The sequence below is a fragment of the Paenibacillus apis genome (assembly GCF_018333295.1).
GTDB lineage: Bacteria > Bacillota > Bacilli > Paenibacillales > Paenibacillaceae > Fontibacillus > Fontibacillus antibioticophila.
Map to the genome: position 1 here is coordinate 1 of NZ_BORS01000030.1, position 26463 is coordinate 26463.

General features: G+C 49.4%; 26 protein-coding genes, 1 tRNA gene, 1 rRNA gene and 2 riboswitches. Of the genes, 11 read left to right on the top strand and 17 right to left on the bottom strand.

Annotated elements, in window-relative coordinates; all coding sequences use genetic code 11:
* Nucleotides 1-558 precede the first annotated feature (558 nt).
* Together KI362_RS24430 and KI362_RS24435 are read left to right on the top strand one after the other, a co-directional pair.
* On the top strand, nt 559-1257 hold the full coding sequence (locus KI362_RS24430; protein ID WP_301630900.1) for a DNA-3-methyladenine glycosylase: 699 nt from the start codon (nt 559-561) through the stop codon (nt 1255-1257).
* A gap of 31 nt (nt 1258-1288) precedes the next feature.
* On the top strand, nt 1289-2455 hold the full coding sequence (locus KI362_RS24435) for a copper amine oxidase N-terminal domain-containing protein (protein ID WP_301630886.1): 1167 nt from the start codon (nt 1289-1291) through the stop codon (nt 2453-2455).
* A 106-nt stretch (nt 2456-2561) separates the two neighbouring features.
* Here the strand turns inward: KI362_RS24435 and KI362_RS24440 are convergent, their stop codons facing one another.
* Nucleotides 2562-3062: a YwhD family protein gene (locus KI362_RS24440; RefSeq protein ID WP_301630887.1), complete on the bottom strand. Its 501-nt coding sequence runs from the start codon at nt 3060-3062 to the stop codon at nt 2562-2564.
* Nucleotides 3063-3168: 106 nt separating this feature from the next.
* Here KI362_RS24440 and KI362_RS24445 point away from each other — a divergent pair, with 106 nt between their 5' ends.
* The 6 genes from KI362_RS24445 to KI362_RS24470 all read left to right on the top strand — a co-directional run bounded on the left by KI362_RS24445 (nt 3169) and on the right by KI362_RS24470 (nt 9055).
* Nucleotides 3169-5193, top strand: a complete 2025-nt coding sequence (locus KI362_RS24445; RefSeq protein ID WP_301630888.1) for a M1 family metallopeptidase — start codon at nt 3169-3171, stop codon at nt 5191-5193.
* 35 nt (nt 5194-5228) lie between these two features.
* The gene (locus KI362_RS24450) at nt 5229-6059 is read left to right on the top strand and encodes a hypothetical protein (protein WP_301630889.1); all 831 of its coding nucleotides are present in this window, start codon (nt 5229-5231) and stop codon (nt 6057-6059) included.
* A 221-nt stretch (nt 6060-6280) separates the two neighbouring features.
* Nucleotides 6281-6416, top strand: a riboswitch (cyclic di-AMP (ydaO/yuaA leader).
* Between the two features lie 2 nt (nt 6417-6418).
* Complete coding sequence (locus KI362_RS24455) at nt 6419-6913, top strand: C40 family peptidase (protein ID WP_044482650.1); 495 nt, start codon at nt 6419-6421, stop codon at nt 6911-6913.
* 238 nt (nt 6914-7151) lie between these two features.
* Nucleotides 7152-7287: riboswitch (cyclic di-AMP (ydaO/yuaA leader) on the top strand.
* 5 nt (nt 7288-7292) lie between these two features.
* Nucleotides 7293-7772 carry a C40 family peptidase gene (locus tag KI362_RS24460; protein WP_044482649.1) on the top strand — a complete coding sequence of 160 codons (480 nt, stop codon included), beginning with the start codon at nt 7293-7295 and terminating at the stop codon, nt 7770-7772.
* A 274-nt stretch (nt 7773-8046) separates the two neighbouring features.
* Entirely contained in the window at nt 8047-8535 is a 489-nt protein-coding gene (locus tag KI362_RS24465) for a GNAT family N-acetyltransferase (protein WP_044482648.1), read from the top strand.
* Between the two features lie 157 nt (nt 8536-8692).
* The gene (locus tag KI362_RS24470; protein ID WP_044482647.1) at nt 8693-9055 is read left to right on the top strand and encodes a c-type cytochrome; all 363 of its coding nucleotides are present in this window, start codon (nt 8693-8695) and stop codon (nt 9053-9055) included.
* 79 nt (nt 9056-9134) lie between these two features.
* Here the strand turns inward: KI362_RS24470 and KI362_RS24475 are convergent, their stop codons facing one another.
* Nucleotides 9135-9434, bottom strand: coding sequence for a 4a-hydroxytetrahydrobiopterin dehydratase (locus KI362_RS24475; protein WP_044482646.1), 300 nt, complete (start codon nt 9432-9434; stop codon nt 9135-9137).
* Nucleotides 9435-9609: 175 nt separating this feature from the next.
* Entirely contained in the window at nt 9610-9903 is a 294-nt protein-coding gene (locus tag KI362_RS24480; protein ID WP_044482645.1) for a hypothetical protein, read from the bottom strand.
* Nucleotides 9904-10093: 190 nt separating this feature from the next.
* On the opposite strand from KI362_RS24480, the gene motA reads away from it, so the two are divergent.
* On the top strand, nt 10094-10897 hold the full coding sequence (gene motA, locus KI362_RS24485; protein WP_044482644.1) for a flagellar motor stator protein MotA: 804 nt from the start codon (nt 10094-10096) through the stop codon (nt 10895-10897).
* Entirely contained in the window at nt 10881-11690 is an 810-nt protein-coding gene (gene motB / locus KI362_RS24490) for a flagellar motor protein MotB (RefSeq protein ID WP_044482643.1), read from the top strand. The genes motA and motB overlap by 17 nt, the downstream gene beginning before the upstream one ends.
* Nucleotides 11691-11798: 108 nt before the next feature.
* Here motB and rluF read toward each other — a convergent pair whose 3' ends face one another.
* Together rluF and KI362_RS24500 are read right to left on the bottom strand one after the other, a co-directional pair.
* Nucleotides 11799-12503 (bottom strand): 23S rRNA pseudouridine(2604) synthase RluF, encoded by a 705-nt coding sequence (gene rluF, locus KI362_RS24495; protein ID WP_301630890.1) that lies wholly within the window; start codon nt 12501-12503, stop codon nt 11799-11801.
* Nucleotides 12504-12548: 45 nt separating this feature from the next.
* Complete coding sequence (locus tag KI362_RS24500) at nt 12549-14429, bottom strand: sensor histidine kinase (protein ID WP_301630891.1); 1881 nt, start codon at nt 14427-14429, stop codon at nt 12549-12551.
* 332 nt (nt 14430-14761) lie between these two features.
* On the opposite strand from KI362_RS24500, the gene tadA reads away from it, so the two are divergent.
* Nucleotides 14762-15274 (top strand): tRNA adenosine(34) deaminase TadA, encoded by a 513-nt coding sequence (tadA, locus tag KI362_RS24505; RefSeq protein WP_374705715.1) that lies wholly within the window; start codon nt 14762-14764, stop codon nt 15272-15274.
* Between the two features lie 55 nt (nt 15275-15329).
* Here the strand turns inward: tadA and KI362_RS24510 are convergent, their stop codons facing one another.
* The 12 genes from KI362_RS24510 to rrf all read right to left on the bottom strand — a co-directional run.
* The gene (locus KI362_RS24510; protein ID WP_301630893.1) at nt 15330-16409 is read right to left on the bottom strand and encodes a DUF6612 family protein; all 1080 of its coding nucleotides are present in this window, start codon (nt 16407-16409) and stop codon (nt 15330-15332) included.
* A gap of 100 nt (nt 16410-16509) precedes the next feature.
* Nucleotides 16510-17334, bottom strand: coding sequence for a YitT family protein (locus tag KI362_RS24515; protein WP_233500863.1), 825 nt, complete (start codon nt 17332-17334; stop codon nt 16510-16512).
* 277 nt (nt 17335-17611) lie between these two features.
* Complete coding sequence (locus KI362_RS24520) at nt 17612-17764, bottom strand: small acid-soluble spore protein P (protein ID WP_301630894.1); 153 nt, start codon at nt 17762-17764, stop codon at nt 17612-17614.
* A gap of 79 nt (nt 17765-17843) precedes the next feature.
* Nucleotides 17844-18725, bottom strand: coding sequence for an alpha/beta fold hydrolase (locus KI362_RS24525; protein WP_301630895.1), 882 nt, complete (start codon nt 18723-18725; stop codon nt 17844-17846).
* Nucleotides 18726-19358, bottom strand: coding sequence for a TetR/AcrR family transcriptional regulator (locus KI362_RS24530; RefSeq protein ID WP_301630896.1), 633 nt, complete (start codon nt 19356-19358; stop codon nt 18726-18728).
* 126 nt (nt 19359-19484) lie between these two features.
* Nucleotides 19485-19573, bottom strand: a tRNA-Ser gene (locus KI362_RS24535).
* Between the two features lie 61 nt (nt 19574-19634).
* A complete protein-coding gene (gene serS, locus KI362_RS24540; protein WP_044482637.1) occupies nt 19635-20918 on the bottom strand; it encodes a serine--tRNA ligase in 1284 nt (427 codons plus the stop codon).
* Between the two features lie 242 nt (nt 20919-21160).
* Entirely contained in the window at nt 21161-22570 is a 1410-nt protein-coding gene (locus KI362_RS24545) for a D-alanyl-D-alanine carboxypeptidase family protein (RefSeq protein WP_301630897.1), read from the bottom strand.
* A 123-nt stretch (nt 22571-22693) separates the two neighbouring features.
* On the bottom strand, nt 22694-24151 hold the full coding sequence (guaB, locus tag KI362_RS24550; RefSeq protein ID WP_301630898.1) for an IMP dehydrogenase: 1458 nt from the start codon (nt 24149-24151) through the stop codon (nt 22694-22696).
* A 239-nt stretch (nt 24152-24390) separates the two neighbouring features.
* Nucleotides 24391-24990, bottom strand: coding sequence for an ATP-dependent Clp endopeptidase proteolytic subunit ClpP (clpP, locus tag KI362_RS24555; protein WP_212943650.1), 600 nt, complete (start codon nt 24988-24990; stop codon nt 24391-24393).
* A 19-nt stretch (nt 24991-25009) separates the two neighbouring features.
* Nucleotides 25010-25819 carry an RNA polymerase sigma factor gene (locus KI362_RS24560; protein WP_301630899.1) on the bottom strand — a complete coding sequence of 270 codons (810 nt, stop codon included), beginning with the start codon at nt 25817-25819 and terminating at the stop codon, nt 25010-25012.
* Nucleotides 25820-26351: 532 nt separating this feature from the next.
* Nucleotides 26352-26463: ribosomal RNA gene (gene rrf / locus KI362_RS24565) — 5S ribosomal RNA — on the bottom strand; the annotation flags it as partial.

Below are 26463 nucleotides of genomic sequence, written 5' to 3' on the forward strand. Positions count from 1 at the left end.
GGTGAGGACACTGGAAGACACCTCTGCCTTTCATAGAGCGGTGTAATACGGCAGAATAAGGAGCAATCCTGTGAATTCATAAACATTGTAGGGTAGGACTCCGAAATAAGGGGGCCTAGCCGGAAAGGCACTAAAATTTGCCGGCGTGGCACTCAGGCGATGATTTTAGTGCAGAAAGGCACTAAAATTTGCCGGCGTGGGACTCAGGCGACGGTTTTAATGCACAAAGGCACTAAATTTGCGGACGTGGGGATTGTGCGGTAGGAGTAATATAGATGCAGGCTCTGCACTTAAGTCCCCAGTACTCTGCGCTTAAATTCCCAGTACCCTGCGCTTAAGTTCCGAATACCGCTGGAAAACAGGGTGCATAGTTTACTAACTACAAACAGTAGATTAGTTCATCAAAAGGCAACATCCCCCTATCGCTGCAACTTGCCTCTAATTCAAGGTGCCGATATGATGAAGGAAAACAGGCTGCCAGCTTGGCCGAGAGAGGGAAGCTGGGAGAGTCAGGCTAGGAGAGTCAAGCTGGCAGCGATCAAGGAGGGGCACTTCATCATGAGTTTAGGGCTTACACCCGGCGAGCTCCTTCCTCGCTCGTTCTACTCGGTCTCGGCATTGGAGGCGGCCCCGCTGCTGCTGGGGCAGATTCTGGAGCGGGATACCGAGGAAGGGGTAATCCGCTGCCGGATTGTGGAGACAGAGAGCTATGGCGGTGTAGAGGATAAAGGCAGCCACGCATATGGCGGGCGGCACACAGCACGCACGGAAGTAATGTTTGGCGAGGGCGGAGCCGCCTACGTGTATTTGATCTACGGCATGTACCACTGCTTGAATGTGGTAACCGGGCCGCAGGACGATCCGCAGGCCGTCCTGATCCGGGCGGTGGAGCCGCTGACGCTGGAGGACGAAGTCCTCATGCGGCGCTGCCGCGGCTCCCTTGTGCGCCGGCCAGCGGACTTGTCGGGAGGACCCGGCAAATTGTGCCGGGCTCTGGGGATCGACAAGGCGCTGAACGGCGCGCTGTTCTATAGCGGCGCCAGTCCGCTACGGCTTGCCGCAGGAGGGCCGGGCGCCGGCATCAGCGGGCAGAGGATCGTCGCCGCGCCGCGCATTAATATTCCTTATGCAGAGGAATATGCGGCGAAGCCCTGGCGCTTCTATTATCGTGACAATCCGTATGTATCCATCGTTGATAAAAATTCTGAAGCCCGCTCGAAACCTTCTTCCGACTTCCCGCGTTTATTTAATAAATAGATAAATGCTGGAAATTTAGAGGAGGAGTAACATGCGCAAGATCCCATCAACAACAGCACGCGTGGCTGCAGCCGCTCTAGCCCTGACCGTTGCGGCAACCGCCGTTCCCGCCATACCTGGCCTTTCCGGTCTGCCGGGGCTATCGGCTCTGACGACTCAAGCCGCAGCAGCGGAGAAGACTATTCATACATTGAATACCAAGCCGTTCAAGCAATCGGGGCAGCTCTATCTTCCTCTTCGGGAGGTCGCTCCGCTGTTAGATCTGCAGCTAACCTATAATTCATCTGCCAAGACCTATCAGCTTACAGGTATTACCCAGACCGCCCAGTTCAAGGCCGGCAGCGCCAAAGCGACCAGCAAGAGCGGAGCCGTCTTGTCTTTAGGGGCGTCTGTCCTCGTCAAGAATGGAGTTACCTATGTGCCAGCCTCGCTATTCTCCAAGCTATTTTCCATTCCGATCACCTCTTCAGGCGGACAAGATATCAGCTTCTCCTTTACCTCGCGCTACCTTTTATCGAGTGCAGGGGATATGCTGTTCTGGCTTAACCGTACTCAGAATGCGCTCTATGGCGGCCGTGCCGGAACGCTTCCTTCGCGTCTGGGGTCGATCAATCTAAGATCACCGGACTGGCTGTACATGGACGCGAGATCCGTGGATAAGGACACTTACGTGCTGGAGATCAGCAACGCCCATGGGGAGCCTCATATATTCAATGACCGAATCCGGGTTCTTATCCATGGCGGCAAGCAGGTATATCAGGCCGGGTACTCCTATGGCGGTCCTTCCACGGTGAATTTGCTGCCTGATGCACTGAGCCATAAGGGGCAAATCATCATGAATTACGGTCATTATGCCGATTTGGTGTCACCGGATGGAACCGCACAGGAGACCATCCGCTTTGAGAATTATGGGGCGGCGGATGAGGTCTACAGTCTTGAGGCCATAGAGGATGACTTTTTCTTGATTCGGGAATACACCTTGGGCACGCTGCTGCTGGTCGACCGGAGCTCCGGCGTTTCCATTCCCCTGTATCTTAGCCTGCACAGCGAGGAATCCATTGAAATGATTGAGCAAAGTGAATGGGGAATTGGCGACGGGCTAGTCTACATGGGCAGAACCGGGAATCAGCTGAAATTTTCCGTCAGGACTCCTTACTCCAGCGCGGATCCTGCGGTGAAGTTCTACACGCTTCTGTGAGCGAAATGATCCTGTTCTTTCTATAAAACAAGAGGACGCTCCCCCGCAGCTCGCTGCTGCCGGGAGAACGTCCTCTTGTTGTCTTGGTATGATACCTCGGTCCTGATCAGTCTTCTAATGCTGCCTTCACATGTTCCGGAGACCGTTCCCACCACTGTTCATTGGTATCCAGCAGCAGCTTCTTGAGGAGTTGCTTTTGTTCCGGCGACAGCCCCTCCAGGAGCACCTTCCGCTTCAAGGCATAGTCCATCCGGTTCACATGATCGGCAAGAATCTTCCAGCCGCGTCTGGCTTCCGTATCAATCCACATCTCGCAAGCCGTCAAGCCTCCGTAAAACTGCCCTTCCGGCGAGCGATCCACGGCAACCCATACGATCCATACCTGACGCCCGTTCGGAACGTCGTCCCGGTTCATAGAGAACTTGATTCCCTTCTCCACTTTGCTCTTCGCATGCATTGCACCGATATCAATATAGGCTTCATCGCCGTCAAGAATAACGGGTGACATGCTGTTCAGGTCGATGGAACCGGCCCCGAACCCCTTGTGCTTGCTCTTATCCTCATTGCTGATAATGTTCAGCGCAAATATTTTCTTCTCTTTATTCATATGCTCCTCCTGAAACCGGATCAGATTAATTTAATTTTAGCTAATAATCTCCCAAATGCAAACATATACATGCTGTAGATGCTTGTCAACGGGAGGTATCCATTGTATGACCCGACGAACTACTATTCTCGGCTTCTCTATTCTCGCCATTTGCCTTATTGTCGGCACGCTCCGCTACTCTCTGGCCTCACCGCCCGGGGAAGAGGCTTCCTATGCCCCGGAACAGGTCAAGCCCCTGACTGCCTCCGAGACGCTGGTCAAGGCCGACTCAGGCAGCGGCAAACCGGCTCCTTCTGCAGCCGAGAGCATTCAGCAGCCTACAGCCGAGGTGCTCAGCAACCGGGTTACCGAGTACCACATTCAGGTGAAGCTGGATGAACAGAATCGTGTACTGACCGGCACTCAGACGGTCACCTGGACGCACCCCGGGAAAAAGGCGGTTAATGAGTTGTATTTTCACCTGTATCCAAATGCCTTCGCCTCCGCCAATACGACCTTTATGAAGGAATCCGGCGGCAAGCTGCGCGGAGATGTGATGCCCAAGGACGGCTGGGGCAGCATGGAGCTGACAGAGATCCGGACTACGGACGGTATTTCACTGCTCCACCGGATCCAGTTCGTACAGCCTGATGATGGCAACACAAATGACCAGACCCTGGCGAAGGTCCGCCTCCCGGTTACGGTTCGGGGCGGGGAGAGCATTACGCTCAAGATTCAGTTCAAGGTCGAGCTGCCTAAAATATTTGCACGCATGGGAGCAGCCGGCGACTTTGTGATGGCTGGTCAATGGTTCCCGAAGCTCAGCGTCTACGAGCCTGCCGGAACGAGAGGCCGAACTGCCGAGGGATGGAACCTTCATCAGTATCACGGCAATTCTGAATTTTATTCCGACTTCGGAATTTATAGCGTGAATATCGATGTCCCTGACCATTATACGGTCGCAGCCACCGGCTTCCAGACCAAACCCGCCGTTCGAAAGGACGGCCGCAAGTCGATCCAGTTCTACGCGGATGATGTGCATGACTTCGCATGGTCGGCATCTCCTGATTTTGTCTATGTCGAAGAGCCCTTCTCCTCCTCCGAAGTGCCCGGGGTACGGATCAAGCTGTATCTCGACCCCAAACATGAGGATTTAAAGGAGCGTTATTTCTATGCGGCCAAGGTTGCCCTGGCAAATTTCAGTAAGTGGTATGGAAGATATCCTTACTCTACCCTATCCATCGTCGTGCCTCCGGAAGAAGGCAACGGGGCGGGCGGGATGGAGTATCCGACCTTAATAACCGCATTCGGCGCATCCAGCGATTCCCCCAGCTATGATGAGCTGGAGCGCACAGTTATCCATGAGATTGGGCATCAATTTTTCTACGGAATGGTCGCAAGCAATGAATTTGAAGAGGCCTGGCTGGATGAAGCCTTTACCTCCTATGCGGAGGATAAGCTAATGGAGCAGGAATTCGGCATTCAAGCCAACCTGCCTGTTCAGTCCGCTATCATTACTTCGCCCGTATCCCTTACCGAAGTAGCTTGGAAGTACGGATCGGGAGACAATTACGCTAAAAATGTATATTATCGCGGCAAGCTGATTCTGCTCGATATTGAGCGTCAGGTCGGGGCGAAGACGATGAAGCGAATCATGTACAGCTATAGCACCAAATATCGCTTCAAGCATCCGACTACGGCCGACTTTGAACGGATTGTTGAGCAGACAACCGGACGAAGCTGGAAGAGTTATTTCAAGCAATATGTATACAACGGCGGGATGGCTGATTTTGCCGTGGAGAATATTCAGGTGCAGGAGATCGCATCTAAGGAAGGAACGCCTTTGTACGAATCGGTTGTTACCATCCGGCAGCTGGGCAGCGATGCATCCAAGATTCCTCTGCTGTTCAGCTTTAAAGACGGGCATACGGAGAAAAAGGTCTGGAACGGGGAAGGCGAACAGATCGAGCTGAAGCTTCAATATAAGGAGCCGATCGATTTTGTTCAGATTGATCCAGACTATACTCTGGTGCTGGAGAACAAGCATATCAACAATTATCTCAAACACGAGATCCAGGAACCGGTTGAGACTCGGACCACCTTAAGTGCTGTGAAATTACTCGAGTCATTGCTTGGGCTGCTTGTATGGTAAGGGAATCACCGAATTACCCTTGGGAGGGAAATGCTATGACCTATGTTAAACAAGGATGGGGACTTGTCCGAAGCCAGTTTCCCTCTGTCATCATCCTGTTTCTATATCAGCTGCTATGGGGCTTCTTTCTTTACCGGATTGTAAATATGGCGGTTATCGCCGTGTTATCCCGGTATCCCGATCCTCCGCCGACCGAGATCAGCCGTCTGCTGTACGGGTTAGAGGCACAGCTTGAGCTGCAGCATAATGCTGCTGTTCATCAATATCTGTGGATACTCCTTGGCATGATTGCCATACGGCTGCTGCTCAGTCCCCTGCTGGAATCCGGCATACTCTACGGACTGCTCCCGCAGGATTCCCGAAAGAGCGGTCTTCCCTTCTTCCGGGGAATGAAGGAATTCTGGAGGCCCGTGGCCCTCTTTTACTTGCTGGAGCTGGCGCTCTTGTCCCTTCCCTTCTTCTGGATCGGACCACGGCTGCTTGATCAATTGCCGTCACTTATCCGTGAAAGCAATCACTTCACCTCTCTTCTACTTATTAGCGGATATTTGTTGATCTATTTGATCTATGGCTGGCTAATTCATCAAGTTCTCCTGTTCATCAAATTCGGGTACCTCTTCAAAGCCGGACTCTGGACGTCTGTGCTGATCTGCTTCCGACACATGCTCCAGGGCATCTTGATCGCAATCGTGCTTGGCAGCCTAACGCTAGGCATATTCCTGGTGTTCGGCCTGTTCTCCTGGATCTTTACCGGGATACTGGCTCTTGTCCTACAGCAAACCTATCCTTTTATCCGAAGTCTCTTCCAAGTCTGGAATGTAACCTCTCAATATCGGCTCTGGCATACTAGGTCACAGAAAGGTTAAAAAAAATTTACTTTTTAAAAACCCTTGCCCCTCAAGGCCTCCGAGTGATTTCGGAGGCCTTGAATGCCGCTTGGGCCTATAAATCTTGCGATTTAGCCATTGCCAAAATATACTTGCCTTTGCTACAATAGCAACAGAGCAAATTCAGTAACAGTTTTGTCATTATTATTGTCATCCTTGGCAGGGATCTTCCTCCAGATGTCGAAATAATATTGCGACAGAAGAAAATCGAGCCGAATTCCCTTCACGGGGAACGGGGGAACCACTTTGGGTGAATTGATCTCGTAACAGAGGGATCATAGGGAGACCTTCAACCGAATCCTTAAGCTAACCTCGTAGGCAGTGGAAGGAGTTTTACCTTGAAGAAGCAACTCACAGCAGCAGCGGTAAGTTTAGCTATCATGTTTACACTCGGGGCTGGCAGCGCTTTCGCGGATTCCAAGCTGGATTCCGCTATCGACGAAGGCCTCGGCAGTAAATACGTCTCTGGTGGTACAACTACCAGCGGCTTTGACTGCTCCGGATTCACCATGTTTGTCTTCTCCAAGATCGGCATTAAGCTGCCGCATCAATCCGCTTCCCAATACAAGATGGGAACGGCTGTAGAAAAGGATGAGCTGATCGTTGGCGATCTGGTGTTTTTCAACACCTCAGGTAAGGGAGTATCCCATGTTGGGGTATATGTAGGGGACGGTAAGTTCGCTCATGCTTCTTCCTCCAAGGGCGTTATCATCAGCAAGCTGAGCGAAAGCTACTACGTGAAACGTTATGTTGGTGCTAAGCGCATTATGAGTACGGATAAGTACGAAGAAGTAACCAGTGAAAATACTACGGATCATGACGATGTAGAATAAGTCGAACGAGGCCCGCAGGAATTCTTAATGAATTCACTGCGGGTCTTTTTTATTCACTTAAGACTATTTACCCTGTTTCCGGCTGGCTTAACCAGTTCTAATTGACCTTTTTTAGCCAGTTTTTATGATAAGCTTGCCAAGACTGGATAGGCTTTGGTAGAATAACTTAGGCAATAGTAACAACTTTGTAATCATTGCAGTAACCATTGCAGCTACGTCGTTCTTTTCGGGTGCAGACTACTAAGAACAGCCGAATTCCCGGCACCCGGGAAACGGGGGAACCACTTTGGGTGAATTGATCTATACATAAGAGATCATAGGGAACCTTCAACCGAATCCTTAAGCTAACCTCGCAGGCCTTGGAAGGAGCATTTACATCTTGAGAAAAGCAATCATTGCAGCCGCAACAAGCCTGACCGTATTGTTCACCATGGGAACGGGAAGCGCTCTTGCCGGAGAATCCACACTGACCAGTGTCGTCAATTCAGTCTATGGCACACCGTACAAATACGGTGGAGTTACCACTACCGGCTTTGATTGTTCCGGATTTACACGGTACGTCTTTAAGAAGCTTGGTATTGATCTGGCTCGGGTCTCGTCTGCCCAATACAAACAGGGCACAGCCGTAGCCAAAAGCCAGCTGCAGGCAGGCGATCTGGTCTTCTTTAATACGTCGGGCACAAGCGGCCGGGTCACCCATGTAGGAATTTACCTTGGAGACGGGGAATTCGCTCATGCCTCATCATCAAATGGAATCAAGATCGATAGTCTGGACAGTTCTTATTACAAAAACCGTTATGTCGGAGCAAAGCGGATCCTCAGCAAATATACTTATGCCAAGTATGCTGTAGAAGCCTAATGATGTTCATCCTGCCGCAGCGATTCTTGCCGGAATCGACTGCGGTATTTTTATTGCTACATTCATTAAACGCAAGAATTCTCAAAAAGGTTACTTGCTATATCCTATTTTTTATTTATGAGCTTACCTTACCCTTCATATACCCATACTCTGGAAAACAAAACAACCGAAAACGCCTTTACAAGCGACCCATTTCCCGTTAGAGTGAGTTTAAAAAGGAATGGGACCCACTCCTGTCGAAGATATATTCTCTATCGCTAAAGGAGGCGCAAAGATGGAACAACCTGCCGTACCATTTCGTGTTGTACCAATGGAAGAAAGCCATGGGGCCGATATTTGTACCTGGAAATATGATTCCCCTTATGATGTGTATAGCTGGCTCCCTTGGGAGCAGATGAAAGCGCTTGATGTAGAGTTCGGCAACCCCACGCTCCGCGCCCAGCAATACGTCTCTTTACTGAATCCGCAAGATGAGCTTGCCGGGTTTGCTCAATATTTTCCCATGGAGGGCGTCACCAGGCTCGGAGTAGGTATGAGGCCGAACCTGTGCGGTCATGGTCTGGGCAAAGACTTCGTCAAGGTGATTGTCGCCGAAGCCAAGCGGAGAAAGCCGCAGGATGTGATCGATCTGGAAGTGCTGACCTGGAATACCCGGGCCATTCGCGCTTACCAGAAGTCCGGGTTTGTGATTACAGACCTTTATGAGAAGATGACTCCGGGAGGAATCTCCAAACCCTATTACTGCATGGTATATCGCGGATAACCTCATTATGCTATCTGCTGTGATCAAGATCACGATTTGTTGGTGTTTTTTTTGGAAATCAACCAAATTCGTTACTTTTTTTGACACAAAAGCTATGATCAGCTGTGATGTTCCGTTATAATGGAAGGAGCAGCTTACATAGAAGGGACGAATTGGAATGCAAAAGTGGATCATGAGCGGATTACTTGCGGTGGCTTGCATCTTTGCGGCCGCGCTTATGTTTACCTTGCCAGGCCGGGATCAAGTCGCCCAGGAAGAGAAGCCTCAAATGCCGGCCGTTACGCTGAATGCAGAGCAAGCCGAGACGATCGTTAATAATAACTGTATCGCTTGTCATGGAGATCAGCTTCAAGGTGCAAATGCTCCTGAACTGGCTCATATCGGCTCCACACTATCTGCAGATCAACTGTACAGTATTATTACGAAGGGTAAGGGCGGTGGGATGATGCCTGCCTTCAAGGATAAGCTGAAGGAAGAGGAAATTGCCAACGTAGCTTTATGGCTGTCAGAGAAAAAATAGCTCGCACATAAATACGCCCGCCGGATAACGTATCCTGGCGGGCGTTCATCTTGCAGATCATGGAGAAGGGCAAAGCGGACTAGCCAGCCGTACGCTCCCGTTCAAATGCCTCATTATATTGATGCGCTTCCTTAATATCCAACGCCGTAATGCCTCCTTCTTCCCAGGAGGTCAGACGCAAGGTCACTGTCTTGTAATCAATCGTGATAAAAGGGTGATGATTAAAGGCCTCTGAAATCGCCGCAACCTCATCGACAAAGGCGATTCCTTTCATAAAGCTCGAGAAGGTATATTTTCGTATAATCCAGCGTCCCTCTTCCAGCTCCCAGCCTTCAAGCTTCTCCAAATGCGCTTCTACCTCTTCCGGTGTAAACGGCATTTTTGTTCCCCCTATTCTACCTCAATACATTCTATCATCGGTTTATTGTATTCACATTCATCGGTGTTCATGCCTGGCGTACGACGTATCATCTGGTGCGCTATGCAGCCCGGAGGTGTCTGCTTGGTTAGCTTCTATTTTACCATGTCAGCCTGCCGAATCCAAAACCGCTGCCTCAAATCAACATGACCGAGGTCAATTCCTCTTCACCAATCAGAAAATTAATCCGATGCCCTTCCGGATCATGTATAACTACGGCACTGCCCACTTCAATCACAGGCTCTGACCCAAGTCCATAGAATAAGTCCTCAGCCAGCGCCTCTTGCACCTCGGCCTTCGCCTCTTGATCCAGCTGCTCCCATTCCGATACTTCCATTTCAAAGAAAAGATAGCAGTCCTGGATTCGGCCAACGGCCTCCGTCAAATCCTTCAAAATATATTCATAATCTCTTCCATGTTTTACTCCCACAGCGAATATACCCCTTTCTATACAGTCCTAAAGGCCTGTATTCTTATTATACCGGAAAAAGCACCTTAAAAAAAAAGGCTGTTCTGTCGATAAAATAGATAAACTGGTATTCGGCTTCAATTTAACTGTCCCAGCAAGGATGCCCAGGGGCATGAACGCCAATTCAATTCTCTCAAGGACGAGGTGTGCAATGGAAATCTCAACTATTATTGGACTTATTCTCGGCTTCATAGCGCTGATCTTGGGAATGTTTTTAAAAGGAGCGCCTGTTGAAAGCCTGCTTGAAAATCCTGCGGCATTCGTAATCATTTTTGTAGGCACCGCCGCAACTCTGTTCGTAGGCTTTCCAATGTCGGAGCTTAAGAAGTTCCCGAAACTGATTATGTTAACGATCGTTAAGCCAAAGATGATCAGTAAAGCGGAACTTATCTCCATGTTCATGGAGTGGGCTACTATTACCCGCCGCGAAGGCTTGCTGGCACTCGAAGCCAAGGTGGAAGAAATCAATGATGATTTCTTGCGAGGCGGCATGCGGATGATTATCGATGGTAATGATCAGGAATTCGTTCAGGACGTATTGACCGAAGATATTGCTGCCACAGAGGAGCGGCATAAAGCCGGGGCTCTGATCTTCTCCCAGGCAGGGATGTATGCGCCAACCCTCGGGGTACTCGGCGCCGTGGTCGGCTTGATTGCTGCCCTGGCTGATATGAGTGATATCGATAAATTGTCCCATGCAATTGCCGGCGCCTTCATCGCTACGGTCTTTGGTATCTTCACAGGTTATGTCATGTGGCATCCAATCTCCAACAAGCTGAAACGTCTGTCTAAGAAAGAGATGGAGGTGAAGCTCATGATGGTGGAAGGGCTTCTGTCCATTCAATCCGGTGTATCGACGATTGCTATCCAGCAGAAGCTGGCCGTATTCTTGACCCCTGCGGAGCGTGCGGAGATTCTGGAAAAGGGGGTTGGTGCGGGTGAGCAAAAGGAATAAGAAACACCAAGACCACGAAGAACATGCTGACGAAAGCTGGCTGTTGCCCTATTCCGACTTAATGACCCTTCTGCTTGCGCTGTTCATCGTACTCTTCGGGATGAGTAATATCGATGCCCAGAAGTTTCAGGAGATGAGTGAAGCGTTCCATAGCGTATTAACGGGGGGCAGCGGGATCCTCGATCACAATGCTCTTCAGAGCAGCACTATTAATGGGATTAGCGACAGCCAGTTGCCCAAGACTTCTACAGACGGTCTGATGAACCAGAAGAAGCAATTGATGCAGCAGGAGCAAGAAAGCCTTGAGGCCTTGAAGAAGCAGCTGGACACTTATATTGAAAATAACGGCTTAACAGACCAACTCGATACCAAGCTTAATCAGTCGCAATTAATGATCACGATTAGCGACAAGGCGCTCTTCCCGTCAGGAGAAGCGGATGTGAAGCCCGATGCCCGCGTATTGGCCAAGGCAATCTCTACTCTGCTTCAAGAATTCCCTGACTACGAAGTGATCGTGTCGGGCCACACGGATAATGTGCCAATCTCAACGGCGAAGTTTCCGTCCAACTGGGACCTCAGCTCGGCCCGTGCGCTTAATTTTATGAAGATTCTGATCTTGAACGAGAAGCTTGATCCGATGAAGTTCAGTGCGATCGGTTATGGTGAATACCATCCCGTTGCCAGCAATGACACCAATGTGGGCAGAGCACAGAACCGCCGAGTCGAGGTCTCCATCATTCGGAAGTATCAGGATGGCGATCAGCAGATTGGGCTGCCGGCCACGAAAGAATAAATTCGTAAGAGAATTCCCTGCGGCTTCTTCAATTCAGCCGCACGATAAAAAGGGCTTATTCATCCAGATCTGTTGATCTAGTGAATAAGCCCTTTTGTTATCTTACGCTTACAGCAGCTTGTAGTTCAGTGCTTCGCCCAGCTCCTGCTTCTCCTGTGGAGTCAGGTCGCGCCATTCTCCTAGCTTCTGGTCTCCAAGATGGATATTCATAATCCGAATGCGCTGGAGCCTGCGAACCTCATAGCCAAGCGCACTGCACATACGGCGGATCTGCCTGTTCTTTCCCTCCATGAGAATGATCCGGAATACACGGTCTCCGACCCGGGTCACCTTGCACGGCAAGGTCATCTCACCAAGTATCTTCACGCCTTCTCCCATGGCTCTCAGGAACGAGGGAGTCACCGGGCGGTCGACCGTAACAATATACTCCTTCTCATGCTTCCCTTCCGCACGGAGAATCCTGTTTACGATATCTCCATCGCTCGTCAACAGAATCAGACCGTCTGAATCCTTGTCCAAGCGGCCAATCGGAAAGATGCGTTTCTCATGACCGACAAAATCCACGATGTTTCCTCGAATATGACGCTCTGTCGTGCTTGTTATTCCTGTTGGCTTATTCAACGCAATATACACGTGCTGCTCCAGCTTCTCCTGAAGCGGCTTTCCGTTAACCCGGACATCATCGCCGTCTTCCGCCTGGCTTCCAAGCACTGCAATCTCTCCGTTAATGGTAACCTTCCCCGACTCTACAAGCCTATCGGCTTCTCGTCTGGAGCAATAGCCTGTCTCACTAATAAATTTATTAATTCTCACGCTTACTGTCACCCTTCATTGCTTTACTCATCGATCTACGATCCGTTATCCCGCCGCTCCTGACTCTTCGGTCTGGAGTTCTCTCTTGGCACCCGGGAGAAGGATTGTAACCCGAGTTCCCTTACCAAGCTCGCTGTCAAAGCGGATCTTTCCCTGATGTCCTTCAATAATCCGCTGCGTAACCATTAGCCCCAGCCCGGTTCCTTTCTCTTTGTTCGTATAAAAAGGCTCCCCCAGCTTCTCCAAGCGGTCCTTGGAAATTCCCTCTCCCTCGTCTTCTACACGGATAACTGCATTCCCGTTATCCTCTTCTCCGACAAATAGAGAGATTTTCCCGCCGTGAGGCATAGCCTCCATGGCATTCTTCAACACATTGATAAAAACCTGCTTCAATTGATTCTCTTCACAGTGTACCAGAACTGGCGTCGAGTAGAAATGGGACTCAAATTCAATATTATGTAGATGCGCCTCGCTGTCCAATAAGGAGATCACGTCACCAATCGTAAAGCGGATATCCCTGATCTCAAACTGAACCGCCTGCGGCTTCGCCAGAATCAGAAATTCACTGACAATCAGATTGATTCGATCCAGCTCAGACAACATGATATCCGTATGGAGCTGATTGATGCTCTTGGAGCGCTGCTGCATCTGCAAGAATCCCCGAAGGGTCGTAAGCGGGTTGCGGATCTCGTGAGCTACGCCGGCAGCAAGCTGGCCTACTGTCGTAAGCTTCTCCGATCTGCGCAGCAACTCCTCCATCTTATTATGTTCTGTCATGTCTCTTGAGATGCTGATAAAAGCTACGATAAGTCCATCCTCATCATACACCGGCGATTCGCTAATACTGACATGCACCTGACTGCCGTCCTTGCGAAGACGTACGGTCTCTGTGAGCACGAACGGTCTGTCCCGCTCAATGGCCTTGTACCATCCGCTGCGCTCATCTGACGAGGTGGGAGGGATGAAGTCTAATCTGCTGCCGACAATCTCATCAGAGGTCCATCCGTACAACGACTCAAACGCTTTATTGATCCGCGAGATCGTCCCATCCAGATCCGTGACATGAATGGCGTCCGCCGTCTGATTAATGATAGATTCCAGATGCTCGCGCATCAGGCGATTCTCTTCATTTCTCTGCCGGAGCTCTGTCATGTAATGATTCATGTTGTCTGCCATCTGGTCCATCTTCTGTGCCAGCTTGCCGACCTCGTCGTTGCGCTTCATCCCGATTCGGGCATCGAAGACACCCGCTGAAAAATGATTGACCCTGGATAAAATATGCTGCAGCGGCCGGATAAGCTCTCCAGCCATCAAGTAGCTGATAAATACGACCATAAGCAACAATAGCACCGAGACGCTTAGCTGATCCAGCATAAATTCGGACAGCACTGCGGTAATAGATCTGTAGCTGGAGACTACCCGTATGACGTAAGGCCGGTCTGAAAATTTTACCGGAATATAGCTCTCAAGCACCCGTTCTCCATTCCATTGAATCTCATATCTTAAGGGCTCAACCTGATCAGCGGCTGCAACGGCACGAAAAAAGGTGGTTTCCTCTAGTTCATCCGACTCGCCAAAAAGGCGGGCTGACTCCCGCCTAGGTGCATAAGGATCAATTCCTGAAATATCAATCAGGCTGTCATTGGCTTCCATCGTCTCCCGGACAATGCGTTCCGTACTCGTCATTTGAAGCGCGGTAGACAGTGTAGTAGACCGAGCCTGCGGGTTCTGTCCGCCGATATATTCATATACCGCACGGCTCTGGCCGATCGCAAGCGCAATCTGCTTCGCCACCAGCACGGCATTGCTCTCACTGGCTCTCTGGAGGCTGTCCCGGGTAGAGAAGTAGCTTAGAACTAGGTTCAAGGAAAGAAGAACTACGGCAAATATCGTCATCATTAGAGAAAGCTTTATTTTTATGGACATACAAGCCTCCTCAGGGAAATTAGTTGGAGAATTCTGGGTAGTTCGACATCAATTTCATCATACCTATAAGTAGGTCATTTGCAAAGACGTTGAAATTCCCAAATGTATTGCCTAGAATAAGAAATTATACCTAACTATTATCTATAGAAATGTCCTTTATAAACAAGTTATCCACATATTATAGACATATTAACAACTCACAAACTGGATATGTGAATAGAATCGTGGATAAATTCGTACTTATACACAGTATTGTCCACAGTGTGTTAACAACGAATATTTGTTCGTTGGATTTTGTGTATAATAGATTAGCCGAGGGGGAGTGAATGTCCATGTCGACTTCGTTATTTCCTGCGCCTCCGGAATCTGCCCATCCGCATGAATATTGGATGGAGCAGGCTATTGCAGAAGCCCGGAAGGCAGAGGAGCTTGGAGAAGTGCCTATTGGAGCAGTAATCGTATTTGGAGATATGATTGTCGGACGGGGATATAATCTGCGGGAGAGCTCTCGCGACGGTACCGCCCATGCGGAGATGCTTGCTATTCGTGAAGCCAGCAATACCCTGGGTGCCTGGCGGCTGCTTCATTGCCGGCTGTATGTGACTCTAGAGCCCTGCCCTATGTGCTCTGGAGCAATCGTTCAATGCCGCCTTCCTGAGGTGATCTATGGCGCTTCAGATCCCAAGGCGGGCTGTGCAGGTACGTTGATGAATCTGTTGCAGGAACCGCGTTTTAATCACCGTACGGAAGTATTATCCGGCGTCCTGGAGGAAGAATGCGCCTCTCTTCTGACAAATTTCTTCCGCAAGCTTCGCAAAAAGCCGGCACACCATCATCATCATTAAACTTAAAAGAGGGCTGCCTTCATCAGGCAGCCCTCTTCCTATCCAAAGTGCGGTCCTAGTAGCCCAGCCCGCCCATTTCCTGTTCGAATTGCTCCATGGTAATTGTATCCGTCGGAATTCCAATCTCGAACGTTTGCTTCTCGTTAATCTTGCTAAAGGAACTGTTGAACTGGAGTGCCAGACGTACCGTGTCATTTGTAGAAGGATCATTGAACTCCAGATCAATATTCGCATCCTGATAGACAGGATAATCCTTCTTATCAATGGCCGTATTTAATGTAAGCTCATGTACACTCAAATACTCCAGCATCTCATCCAGTGCTGCGCCAATCTCGCTCTGATTTTCCTCTTGCAGTCCTGTTCTGACCTCCTCGATCTGCTCAGGCGTCACACCGATCAGGGACCGGTATTCTTCCTTCTCGATAATATCGAGCAGCTTCGGGGTAACCTTATGAATCAGAATCTCCAGGGCTGGCTTGACGTTATCGTTCGTTACCGAGAATTGAACAACCTGCTTGGCGGAGATGCCCTCAGGAAGCCCTGCATCCTTTGGATCAACATTCTTGAAGTATGTCGCTTCATCATATTCCGCGAACACAGCGCCCGTGATCTCCCCGGTCAGCTTCTTCGACTTATTAGGGTCGAACATTTCAGGGTTGAACTCTTGGCCGGATTGCTCGATCATTTCTTGCATATCCATCACCAGGAACTTGCCTACAACCGTATCCGGCAACGGCAAGAACGGAATGCTTGGAATTTTGATATACAGCTTATCCTCAGTAACGACCATAGGAACCTTAATGGTGGTCGACATGTCGCCGGTAAGCTTGATTTCGAGCGTAAGCTCCGACTGCATCGGGTCTTGCTGATAAATACCGCTAATGTTGATCTCTGCATCCTTCAAAATGGAGAATACAGCCCCTACCTGCGCCGCAGTATACGAGGACGAATCATCAGAAGTGTAACTCAAATCGACAATTTTAATCTGATTGTCCATGACGTAAGACTCCATACTCAAGGCTTGAACAGCTGCGCTGCTCAGCGCCTCCTTGGGGTCCTTCTTGCCTGCGCATCCTGTCAGCACCAGTACCAGGGTGAATAACAAGATGAACGCCGCCTTATAACTCCTAACCAACATAAATACTCCTCTCTGTCCAATAAGACAAAAAAATTACAAACACTCCCATATATTAAACCAATATGCGCTAAGCGGAAACCCTTTTTAGAAAAAAGAGTTAATGAATTGCATTCTTCTTGAACCGTCCGCCCTTAACATCATGGATATTTCCTACAGCCAAAAACGCATGCTGATCGAAATGATTCACGATTTCCTTAAGCTTTGCTTCCTCAAGCCGCGTAACCACACAGAAAATAACCTTCTTAGGGTCGCCCGAAAATCCGCCCTCACCGCTCAGATAGGTTACACTACGGCCAAGACGATTGACAATAGCCGCGCCGATCTCATCAATTTGTTCACTGATAATCCATACCGACTTCGACTCGTTAAGACCGTCCACGACGATATCGATAGTCTTGTAAGCAATATAATAAGCCAGCAGCGAGAACAGTGCGCGTTCCCAGCCGAATACAAAGCCTGCACTAAGCAAAATAAAGAAGTTTATAAACATAATAATCTCGCCGACAGAAAAGGCAGATCTGCGGGAGAAAAGAATCGCAACGATCTCCGTTCCATCCAGCGATCCTCCAAAACGAATAACAATCCCGGTGCCGAGGCCCAGAAGAATGCCGCCAAAGACAAAGGCAAGCAGGGTGTCCGTGACAAAAGGATCTACCGGATGCAGCAAATAAGTACCCGCCGACATGACAGAAATACCAACCAGAGTAGAAATGGCAAAGGTCTTGCCAATTTGCTTATAACCAATGATCAAAAACGGAAGGTTAAACAAAAACAGAAAAATACCTAGAGGGAGTTCTGACAAATAAGAGGACATCACAGAGATACCGGTAATTCCGCCATCTGTAATCTTGTTCGGTACGAGGAAAAGCTCCAGGGCGACCGAGACGATAATGGCTCCAATTATAATAAAGCTGAATCTCATAATTATATTGCCTACTGATCTCTGCTTATGCTGAGATGCAGCCTTGGAAAAGGCCTCTTCAGCAGGCATTTTAGCATCCACGATGTTCAAAGGGCATCACGATCCTTTCAGTAATATAGCTCTCTCCATATCTCCTCTTCCACTTCCGTGTTATCATTTTTTTACAAGTCCTCTCTTTATTATGACATTTTATGAGCAAGCTGTCTTCCCTTATTCAAATTTGGCAGAAAAAAACCCGGCCTCTGCCGGGTCACTAAACCGTTACTCCGCTTCAGTCTCAGCTGCCCTGCGGATTGTTATGACGCACGTGGTTCCGGTTCTTCACCTTCTTCGAGCCTGACAGCGGCTCCGGGCCGCCTTGGCCATGTTCCCGATGCTGGCTGGTATCCGGCTGCGTTCCTGGCGTGGTATAGCCCTTTGGCTTGGTCATATGAAGAACACCTCCATTCTCCGATGGTGTGTACTGCCTCTGTTATCGTGCGGCATCTTGACCGGGTTTATGCAACATATTATGAACGGGAAAAATACTCAATGAGAATAGGGTTGATGTCATCAGCCATTTCATGATTAATCCCATGCCCTGTGTCCTCGAATAGACGTCTGTTCATTTGGTATGTCTGCAAAACCGCCCCGCCTCCAAGGATATAGAACGGATCTCTCTCCCCGATCAGATAGAGGGTCTTCCCGCGAAGGCCATGAATCTGGTCATTCGTAAAGGTATTCACCTTATGAAAGCTCATGGCCATGTTATTATAGCCCCGTAATAAATATGTATAATGCTCCACGATCAACGGATTGTCGGTAAAGACGGCGGTATTCTTCCCGGTGAGCTTGGTTAGCAGCTTAATGACATTCTTCTTGGTAGGAAACAAGGCTTCCGGCAGGAACACCCGAAGCATGGTCTTCATGGGATGTCCGGCCGATTCTGCGGGTACACCGGAGGCCATAGAGACGACTCTTCCTACTCGTTCCGGTCTATGGACGGCATAATATTGGACGAGATATCCTCCATGAGATACGCCGGCGAGATCAACCTGCTTAAGCTCCAGGCCATCGAGCAGATCATCAATCCATTCCGCGTTTTCAAACTCTTTCGTGTAGTTCTCATTGGGAATGCTTTTCCCGGGGCCGCCCAGCGTATCTACGGCATACAACCGAAAATGAGGCGCGAGCGCAGCGGCATTGTAAATCCACATCAGCGCCGAATCATCTCCGACACCATGAAACAAAACAACCGGAGGAGCATCTTCTCTGCCGAATACATTGATATGAGTAGTCCCGTAGCGTGTAGGAACCTTAACGGGAAGAACCTCGGTGCCCCACGCTTCAAGCAGACGGTCATAGGTATTCAGAATGTTCTCCTTAGCTTTTCTCGTTCTGTAGATTTTCATTTAATGTCCCCCCACACCGATATACTGACTGAAAAATCTCCCTAGTAACGATGACAGCTCAAGCTGTGCCAGCGTTCTCTCCTCACTCGTCGTCTCGACAGTACCGGAGAAATATTTGTGGAACACATAAAGCACCTTGGACTGATACTCCGCAGCCAGTTGCTCCACGTCGTCTCCTTTCATCCAGCCCTTGTCTATCATGAATGAAAACACCCTCTTATGGTGATCAAGAGGGACACTGAAGAGTAGTTGTCGATAAAGCTGAGCTGCTTCGGAATTTCTCTGCTTCTCTATCGTCAGCATACGGATCAGTTTATTGATCTTCTCCTCCAGCAAATAGCCTTCCAGATAAGCGATTCCGGCAGCAATAAAATTCTCGTGCTCAACCTTCGGAACAGACTCCAAAGCCTGAATGAACTGCTCCTTGCGCACCTGAGTCCACTGCTCCGACTTGTGGAACAAAGAATAGAGAATATCCTCCTTGTTCTTAAAGTGATAGTAGATCGAGCTTTCCTTAATCCCTACCGCCTTGCCGATATCTCTGACAGAGACCGTTGAATAGCCGTCCACGCAAAAGAGATCCAAGGCCGCGCTCAATATCTTTTCTTTCGTATCCTGCTCAGCTTGCCTCATCAGTCTAATCCTCCTTATGAACCTAACAATTGTTAGGTAAGAAGAGTTTATCTAACAACTGTTAGGTTGTCAATGACAAAAAAGGACTTAAACCATCAAGGTCTAAGTCCTTTGAACATTTTCAACTGGCGGAGAGGATGGGATTCGAACCCATGTGGGCTTGCACCCTAACGGTTTTCAAGACCGCCCCGTTATGACCGCTTCGGTACCTCTCCAAAGGTAAATCCAATTTGCGTAACAAATCAGATTTTACCACAATGGAATCATCTTATCAAGCTATTTACGCTTGGTAATTTCCTGTACATTTCCCATGTATGGACGAAGCACTTCCGGAATTTCCACACTGCCGTCTTCACGTTGGTAATTTTCCAGAATAGCAGCGACAGTACGGCCTACAGCCAAGCCTGATCCGTTCAGGGTGTGCACGAACTCCGGCTTCGCCTTCGGCTCCGGACGGTAACGGATATTAGCCCGACGCGCCTGGAAATCCTCTACATTCGAGCAAGAGGAAATTTCACGGTACATCCCGCTCTCGGGCAGCCATACTTCGAGATCATAGGTTTTGGCAGCTGTGAAGCCAAGGTCGCCCGTACAAAGCGCGAGCACCCGATAGGGCAGGTTCAGCAACTGGAGAATGCGCTCCGCATTGGCCGTCATTTGCTCCAATTCCTCGTAGGAGGAGTCCGGATGGACGATCTTGATCATTTCCACCTTATTGAATTGATGCTGGCGAATCAGGCCGCGTGTGTCGCGTCCTGCGGCACCCGCTTCCGAACGGAAGCACGAGCTGTACGCAACATATTTCTTCGGGAGATCCTCGGCACTCAGAATTTCCTCGCGATGATAATTCGTAACAGGTACCTCGGCTGTTGGAATCAGGTAATAATCGCCTTCGGTCAATTTGAACAGATCCTCTTCAAACTTCGGCAGCTGCCCGGTTCCATACAGGCTGTCCCGATTGACGATGTAAGGCGGCAGCATTTCTTCATAACCGTGATCCCCGCTATGCACATCCATCATGAAGCTGATCAAAGCCCGCTCCAGACGTGCTCCAAGCCCTTTATAGAACGTAAACCGGGAGCCCGTTACCTTTGCTCCGGCTTCAAAATCCAGAATGCCCAGCTCCAGCGCGATATCCCAATGCGCCTTCGGCGTAAAATCAAACGTCCGCGGCTCGCTCCAGCGGCGAATCTCCTCATTCTGTTCCTCGGAGGCGCCAACAGGCACGCTGCTATGAGGAATGTTTGGAATGCTCATGGTCAGCTCTTCGATGCTCGCTTCAAGCTCGCGTACTTCATCATCCAGCGCCTTGATCCGGTCGCCTACCTCGCGCATTTCCAAGATCAGCTCTTCCGCATCTTCCTTATTCTTCTTCCGCTTGGCCACCTCAGCCGATACGGTATTCCGGCGGCTCTTCAGCGTCTCCGTCTCCTGCAGGAGCGCTCTGCGCCGTTCATCTAATTGAGGAAAGCCTGCGATTAGATCAAGCGATTTCCCCCGGTTATTCAAAGCTTCTTCGACACGCGCATAGTTATTGCGCAATATTTTTACATCTAACATTGGGTAGTCCCTCCTAGAATCTTGCCGTGACAGCCGTGTTATCATGCGTTGGTTCCGATAGAAGCTTGAACATGACCGTCAGAAGCGCCAAAACTGTGATGAAGAAAGAAAACCACCTTAACTCTGAATCAGAGTCAAGGTGTAGAAGACGTCGCCTTCCGATAATAATCTAACTTTATATTTTACAATATTTCCACTTAAATTACAATTCGTCTGCCCTTAGATGACGTAATCATTCAAGCCTAGAACAGGTTTTTGATTCCGTTGAACAGATCGCTGAAGAACTCTCCGATCGCTCGCATCATCAATGTAAACCAGCCCGCTTTTGTAGCTTCCTCGGTTGTAATCAGGTTCACTGTCTTCGTCAATGTCTGATCCATTCCATCCGGCTTAAAGGAGTAGGTCACGGTTCCAACCTTGCTGCCTTGCTGCAGCGGTGCGGTAAACGTCTCTGAATCAAGTTGAACTGCAGCTTCCACTGTGCTGATATCAGCGCCCTTAGGAATAACGAAGCTTACTGCTTCATCGCTGACGACAGGGATTGACGTATTCTTTGCCTTCTTGACCGTCACGCTCTCCATCTCTGCTACCGTTGCTTTTGGAGCAACAATTTGCTTGGTCTCGAAGTTATTGAAGCCAAAATCCAGCACTTTGCGGGTTTCAACGAACCGGGCTTTTTCCGAACCTGTCCCCATCACGACGCTGATCAGGCGCATACCATTGCGTTCTGCCGTTCCTGTGAAGTTATAACCCGCATTTTTGGTATGACCTGTCTTAAGACCATCCAGGCCCTCATAAGCAAATTGCTTGAAGTTGGTAACATCCTTGTTGGCTTCCAGCATCCAGTTATAGTTAATAATCGGCTCTTTATCCCGCTCCCGGAACTTATGGCTTGGAATTGCTGTAAAATCAGCAAAATCAGGATGATCAGTAACAATATATTTCGCAAGAATGGCTACGTCCATCGCTGACATGACCGTCTCCTGATCCCCAGGCGTACGGAACTTCTCTGGCATATCAGCAATATCAAGACCGGTTGAATTTGCAAAGTGAGCTGTTGTCATGCCCATCCGCTTCGCTTCATCATTCATCATTTTTACAAAGGCTTGTTCCGAACCGGCCACATATTCGGCCAACGCAACCGTGGCATCATTAGCAGAGCCAACAGCCATGGCAATATATAGTTCCTTGATCGTATGCTGGTCCCCTTCAGCCAAGAAAATCCGGGAGCCAATGGTCTTGGAGGCATTTTCCTGAACAGTAACCACGTCATCCCAGCTGAACTTGCCTTGCTTCACGAGATCAGCCACAATATATTCTGTCATCATCTTTGTCATACTAGCCGGAGGAAAAGGCGTATCCCCCTCAATGTTAAGCAACACCTGCCCGGAGACTGGTTCCATTAGGATCGCAGATTTTACCTGCAAATCAAGAGATTCTGCGGTAGGGATCTGAACAGCCTCAGTTTGAGTCGTCGTAGACTGGGAGTTTGAGGATTCAGCTGAATTGTTTGATTGCTCGCCCTCTGCCAGCGCCAGCGCCGGAACCAGAGAGAAGCACAGCATATTCAGAAGCAGAACGGAGGCCACAGCCTTACGCAAGCGATTCCGTTTTGATTTTGAATTTGTGTGGTGTGCGGTATTCGGTTTCAATGTTCTTAAAGCTCCTCTCTTATTCTCGTTCATTGCTTTATCTATTCTAACACAGGGCATACTGCAAAAAAAGACAAGCAGACCGATTTCCAGCCTGCTTGTCTTTGTAATGCGGACATTTTGCTATAGAGAGTAGTTAGGAGCTTCCTTCGTAATCTGCACATCATGCGGATGGCTCTCGCGAAGACCTGCACCCGTAATCCGGACAAACGCCGTATCATTGCGCAGTTCATCCAGCGTTGGTGTTCCGCAATAACCCATCCCGGAGCGTAATCCGCCGATCAGTTGGGTAATGGTATCCGAGATCGAACCTTTGTAGGCGACGCGTCCCTCGATGCCCTCCGGTACCAGCTTCTTGTCGTCATCCTGGAAGTAGCGGTCTTTGCTGCCTTGCTTCATAGCGGCAAGCGACCCCATTCCTCTATAGACCTTATATTTACGTCCTTGATAGATTTCCGAATCGCCAGGGCTCTCTTCTGTTCCTGCGAATAGACTGCCCAGCATTACTCCATGAGCACCGGCTGCGATCGCCTTGGTGATCTCTCCGGAATATTTGATCCCACCGTCAGCAATAATCGGAATACCATATTCGCGGGCAACGGTAGCACAGTCATATACAGCTGTAATTTGGGGTACGCCAATCCCGGCAATTACGCGGGTTGTACAAATCGAGCCCGGCCCGATCCCCACCTTCACCACAGATGCTCCTGCCTCAATCAGTTCACGGGTTGCTTCACCAGTTGCTACGTTTCCTGCTACGATGGTCAGCTTCGGATACCGGTTACGCAGCTCTCTTACCGCATCAATAATATTGATGTGGTGTCCATGCGCCGAATCCACTGTAATCATATCTACACCAGCCTGGACCAGTGCTTCCGTCCGTTCAAATGTATCTTTGGAGATGCCGACAGCGGCACCTACAAGCAATCTTCCTTGCGCATCCTTGGCCGCATTCGGGAACTGAATCGCCTTCTCGATGTCTTTAATCGTAATCAGTCCCTTGAGGACGTTATGCTCGTCCACCAAAGGCAGCTTCTCAATCTTATGCTTCTGGAGAATGCCTTCGGCTTCCTGAAGGGTAGTTCCCACTGGAGCAGTTACGAGGTTATCCCGCGTCATCACTTCACTAATTTTAATGCTATAGTCATGCACAAAACGCAGGTCGCGATTCGTCAAAATACCGATCAGCTTGTGCTCTTCATTTACAATCGGCACACCCGAGATCCGGAACTTGCCCATGACATCCTCAGCATCCGAGACCAGATGATCCGGGGAGAGCGAGAACGGATTTGTAATAACACCGCTCTCCGAGCGTTTAACCCGATCTACTTCCTCTGCCTGCTGCTCGATGGACATATTCTTATGGATAACACCGATACCGCCCTCACGCGCGATTGCAATCGCCAGTGCAGCCTCTGTTACGGTATCCATCCCTGCACTGATAAGCGGAATGTTCAGCTTGACGGTATCGCTAAGTCTCGTGGATACATCCACCTCTTTTGGCAAAACTTCCGACTTCCGGGGAACGAGCAATACATCGTCAAATGTAAGTCCTTCCTTGTTAAACTTATTCTCCCACACCTTTGGTTATCCTCCTCATGTTTAATCGGGTCCGGTCTTGGTTTTCCCTTATTATAACAACGCCGAATCACGGTTATAAAAATATATTATTGCAATCTTAGCAAAGGGGATATAGGCTGTCAAGACAAAGCACCGCGTTTATTTAAAGGCCTTTCTGACACATACGAATGTCCGCTGTAAACGAACAAGAACCGCTATTCCACTTCGGAATAAACGGCTCTTCGAATTTTTTTCTAAACTTATTGCTTAATCTTGGAGCTGGCGATGACTTGATCTATAATCCCGTAGCCCTTGGCTTCTTCAGCCGTCATAAAATAATCCCGGTCCATATCCCTGGAGATCCGCTCCAGCGACTGTCCCGTATGCTCCGCCGTAATTTCATTCAATCGCTCACGGGTACGGATAATTCGGCGGGCGCTGATTTCAATGTCGCTAGCCTGCCCCTGTGCGCCGCCATGCGGCTGGTGGATCATGACCTCGCTGTTTGGAAGCGCGAATCTTTTTCCCTTGGTGCCGGCCAGCAACAGAATTGCACCGAACGACGCCGCCATCCCCGCGCAGATCGTCTGCACATCCGGCTTGATGTACTGCATTGTATCATAAATAGCAAAGCCTGCCGATGTAGAGCCTCCAGGACAGTTAATGTAGAGATGGATGTCCTTTTCCGGGTCCTCTGCCGCAAGCAGCAGCAGCTGCGCCGTAATACTGTTAGCTACCTGATCATCAATCGCCGAGCCCAAAAATATAATCCGGTCCTTCAGCAAGCGGGAGTATATATCGTACGATCGTTCACCATGCCCCGTCTGTTCAATCACATAAGGAATAACCATATTGCTCATCTAATCCCCTCCATATAATCTAAGCCGCTGCTGCCATCGCGTACACACTCTGTACAGATTGGCTAGATGTTGATGTTGAAGCTTTGCGCCGGTTAACAGACTGCTTCCGAGACTGGGCATAGAGCAATGGGGCTACAGCCTCTCCTTGCACCCCATCATTCATCAACATGACCATCGCAGCCGTATTTTGCTGGCGGAATGCCTCCAGATAAGCGTACGTCCTAGACGAGTCCGTTTCCGCTGACGAGTAAGAGCTTTTTTCTGCACCAGCACCTGTTGTCGGCCATTCCTTCTCTTCCTGTTGTCTGGGAGTACCGTTTCGGATTCTCAGCTTCACCCTGGCCCGGTGGAGAGCCGCTTTAATCGCACCCTCAGAGGTATTCACCATTCCTGCAGCCTCTGATGCCGTATAATGAAGCACATCTACCAGTAAAAATGCCGTTCGCTGTCCTGGCGGCAATTGCTGCACCAATGTCTCCATCGCTATCCATACATCCAAGGGATCTGCGGCGGGGTGCCGCGCCTCCTCCAACGGTTGCTGCGTTAAAGCATGTGACTTCTTCCGGCACTGGTCGATCCAAGCATTGCGGGCCACACGGTACAGATAGGCAAGCGTAACCTGCTCCTCTTTCAGTCCCCTGTGAAATGCCGACCACACCTTAAGCAACGTATCCTGAACCAGATCATCACCTTCCCAAGGAGAGCCTGTCAACGCATGACAGTACTGCCGTAGATTCTGATGATGCAGGTTAATTCGATCCATAAAGGATTGGGATCTCTCTTGCACCGAACCATCTCTGGAAGGACTAGCTGACTGTTCCCTTGGCATATCGGCTTACCTCCTGACTGTGGTTTCCCTCTTTATTTGCTTTCATTGTTTATTAACGAGAAAATTGCTCTTAAAGATACGATATGAAAAATTTTATTTTTATTCAACCGGCACAAACTAACGAAGTATCTCTGGAGTTTGCTAACGCAATATCTTCAACTTCCTAACATAATACCTTGGACTTCCTAACGCAACATCTTCGACCTGCTAACGGACATTTTGAACCATTAGCCGAATTTTTTGCACATTTTTGGAGGGTAACGGACATTTTCGGCACTTAGGACGCTCAAACGGCTATGGTTCACGCAACTCACCTATCTAAGCAGCCAAAATGTCCGTTACATTTCTGGATTCTTCAATAGTAGCCTTTAAGGAGACGTAATGTCCGTTATACCAAGCATTTCCCCTCTGAACAAATGTATCGATTGCGCTGCTTGCATGCTGTTTGCATTGTTTCTTGCATTACTCTAATTACAACACATCAAGAAAAAGCAAAAAGCACCACCGAGTGATCGGCAGTGCTCTTTGTGTTGCTTGGCGGCGTCCTACTCTCCCAGGACCCTTCGGTCCAAGTACCATCGGCGCTGGAGGGCTTAACGGTCGTGTTCGGGATGGGTACGCGTGGAACCCCTCCGCCATCGCCA